Raw genomic sequence first — 2,927 nt, forward strand, 5'->3', positions numbered from 1 at the left:
TCGGCATTGTCGTAGAGCGTTTTGCCGATCTCGCTGAGATCCTGCACGCCCTGCGCCTCTTCCCGATACCAGTAAGTTCCCGCCCGGATCACCGGCCCGAACGATGGCTCAAGGTCATACATCCAGTCCGCGAAATCCGGCGTCCGCAGGTAATTGAGGAACCCGGAAACCTGACTGGTTCCCTTGCTCCGGGTCGTCGGGGTTTTCCCGGCGGCGTAGGTCGCGCCACCGTAGGTATTGGGCCATTCTCGCAGCTGGGCTGCCGCCGTGGCGAATTGCTGAACCCGGGCATTGAAGTCGAGGTGCACCTGCATTCCATACAGCTCCTCGGTTCTCACCCGGATGAATTCGGATTTATCTGGCGGGAGAAACGTGTCGAGTTCAGGACCGGAAATCACGACACGGGCACGCCGCCCAGGTGCGACGGTTGGTCCGTCGGTGCCTCCTGTTAGATTGGTGGCAACCAGTGGGAGCATTTTCCCCGATCCATCGTTTCCTGGGGCAAGGTCGGCGTAAACGATGCCCGCGGCTCCTGAGTTGTGATCGCCTAGCGTGTGTTCGCGGTCGAGTTTGAAGAGGCCGGTGTCGTCGGCTCGGACCAGTCGTGCCGTGCTTGGTTCGGCGGCAAGAAGGGCTGCGACTTCGGCACCGGTTCCAGGCTTGACCGTCACCACCTTGCCCACTGCCTGGGTGGCTTCGTTTCGGAAACGCACTTCGATGCCATCGCCATCCGCTCCGGGGTTGATCGCATGCAGCACGCCGTCGTCGCCATTGCGGAAAAAAGCGGGCTTGGGTGGAGTGCTGTTGATTGCATCGACGATTTCGGCAGCGGTGTTGCCGCCGGTTTTCCGGTAAACCATGATCGAGTTGCCGACGCGGTCCACGCTCAGGTCGTCGAAGGTGTCTTCGTGAATGGCGAAGGTGATACCATTGCCGACGCTGCCGGGCCTGCGGGCGGTTAGAACGATGTCCTTGTTGGTTCCGCCCATGGCAGTGGTTAGACTGGCGCGTGTTTTCTCGCTGTCGTCTTCGTTCAGCATGATGCCTCCGCTTGGCAGGCGTTCCGCAAAGTGAACCGTGGCGGCAGCGGCCTTAAGCACGGTTCGGCGCTTCAGGCTGATGTCATTGACGAAGTGATTGGCGTCCAGATCGAGCGAAAGCACTTCAGCGGTGCCGCGTCGGGCAACATTCAGGCTTGGCGGGCTGGTCGTGTAATTCCACCACGCGAAGGCGTCCGGGCAGCGCTTGAGAAGTTCCACCAGCGCCTGCAGGAAGGTCACATTGGAAAGCGTCATTCGCTCCATGGTGAACAGAGCCGGGTCAATCACTCCGGCCTGCACGGGCAAGCCAACGGTTGCAGCCCGATCTAACAGTGAGACGATGTTTTCCCCGATCGGAACCTGCTCAAAAGTGAAGTTCGGCCGTTCGACCTCTTCCTCGGTGGCATCTGGGATCAAAGAGGAAAGCGTTTCCTGATCGAGCCACCAGCCTGCCCCAAGTGCGGAGAAGCGGGAGCCGAAAGAGACGCCTGAAATCTCGGTCGGTTCTTCGACAATCCCGCGAAAGTAACAGACGCCATCGAGCCAGAGGCTGATTTCCTGGCCTTGTTCCGGGAAAATCTCCCCCGCCCCATCGATCTCGCGGAAGGCTTGATTCCATGACACCGAATCGATTCCCGCACCTCTGCCGACCTGTAAAGTCCAGCCAGTTCCAAGTTCACGGATCTCGCGTTCGGTTTCGTCTAACTGCTTTCCAGTTTCACCAATGATCGTCCAGGGCATGAAGCGATCATCGGAGTCGACCGGGGTGTTAGCTATTCGCCGGAGTGGTCCTTTGGATCTTCGGCGGTAATAGCATCGACCGCGTGCTGCAACTTATCGCTCTCCACTTTTGCTCGTTCGGCATTTGACCAAGTGATGTCTTCAATCCGAATGCCTGCAAAGGATACTATCGCCCGCCTGGCCAGATCTTTAGTCCGGTAGAGTCCGTCTGATGCTTCGCCTCGAGGGTTAGGTTTTTCAAATACCCATTCTGAGCCACCGCGATTCAAATTGAGTAATTGCTCAATTTGTTTCGCGTCAAATCGAGGTCCAGTTGGTGATATTGAGCCATTCACATAACTGAAATCTTTAATATTATAGGCGACCATTATGCATTTGTCACCAGAGTATCTACACGCAATAGCAATTCCATCCAGAACGAACTTATCCAAGGTATCACCAGTGGATTCGGTTAAGTTTCCATATCGCGCCCTACACTCTTGAATGCTGTCGCCCACTCTTCCAAAAACAGAAGTCATCAGGAGAATCGAGATAACGAAAAATCTTTTCACCCTGTCAGTCAATTCTGTCAGTGTAAAACCAACAAGACTTTTGTCATCACCCACCAGCTGCACGCCGTTGATCTGCAAGCTCTCTTTGCGCCTGCGACTCGTATTGTAGCTGAGCGATGATCGAGTCATAAGTTTTCAGCGTCTCTAGCAACGTCCGGGTGATTCCCGTTAAGCCTTCAATTTTCCCACCCAAGGTATTCGATAATAGCTGGGAATCTGCAATGAGCTTGGCCATCTCCTCATTGTTCAGGTTATTATTGGCCAAAGATTGTTTGGTGCGTTCCACCGCCTCTTTTTGTGAGGCTGTGATCTGCGCCTGCTGATCTGACAGTGCGTCGATTTGCCCGACCAGTAGTGAGGCGTCCTGGGCTGTGACCTGATTCTTTGCGAGCACACTGCGGAAGATTTCCAGCGCCTTGTGCTGGCTCTCGGATTGCTCCTGCAATGGCCCGGCGACGGTCTCGATGTCTTGCGCCATTTGCACCTGTTCCTGAGCATCGATGCCACCACGGAAGGCATCGCGGATGCGTTGCAGCGCTTGCTGCTGGACCGCCGTCATCTCCTTGGTGCCGTTCTCGACTGCCTCAATCAGCTG

General features: G+C 56.0%; 3 protein-coding genes. All 3 read right to left on the bottom strand.

What is annotated here, in order from left to right; translation table 11 throughout:
• On the bottom strand, positions 1–1,781 hold a 1,781-nt coding region (locus JIN85_RS19980; RefSeq protein ID WP_200274168.1), incomplete at its 3' end, for a hypothetical protein.
• Positions 1,782–1,813: 32 nt separating this feature from the next.
• On the bottom strand, positions 1,814–2,410 hold the full coding sequence (locus JIN85_RS19985) for a hypothetical protein (RefSeq protein WP_200274170.1): 597 nt from the start codon (positions 2,408–2,410) through the stop codon (positions 1,814–1,816).
• Positions 2,379–2,927: hypothetical protein (locus JIN85_RS19990; protein WP_200274172.1), on the bottom strand; the 549-nt coding region annotated here is incomplete at its 5' end. The genes JIN85_RS19990 and JIN85_RS19985, both read right to left, overlap by 32 nt.

The organism is Luteolibacter pohnpeiensis, from assembly GCF_016595435.1.
GTDB classification, from domain to species: Bacteria; Verrucomicrobiota; Verrucomicrobiia; order Verrucomicrobiales; family Akkermansiaceae; genus Luteolibacter; species Luteolibacter pohnpeiensis.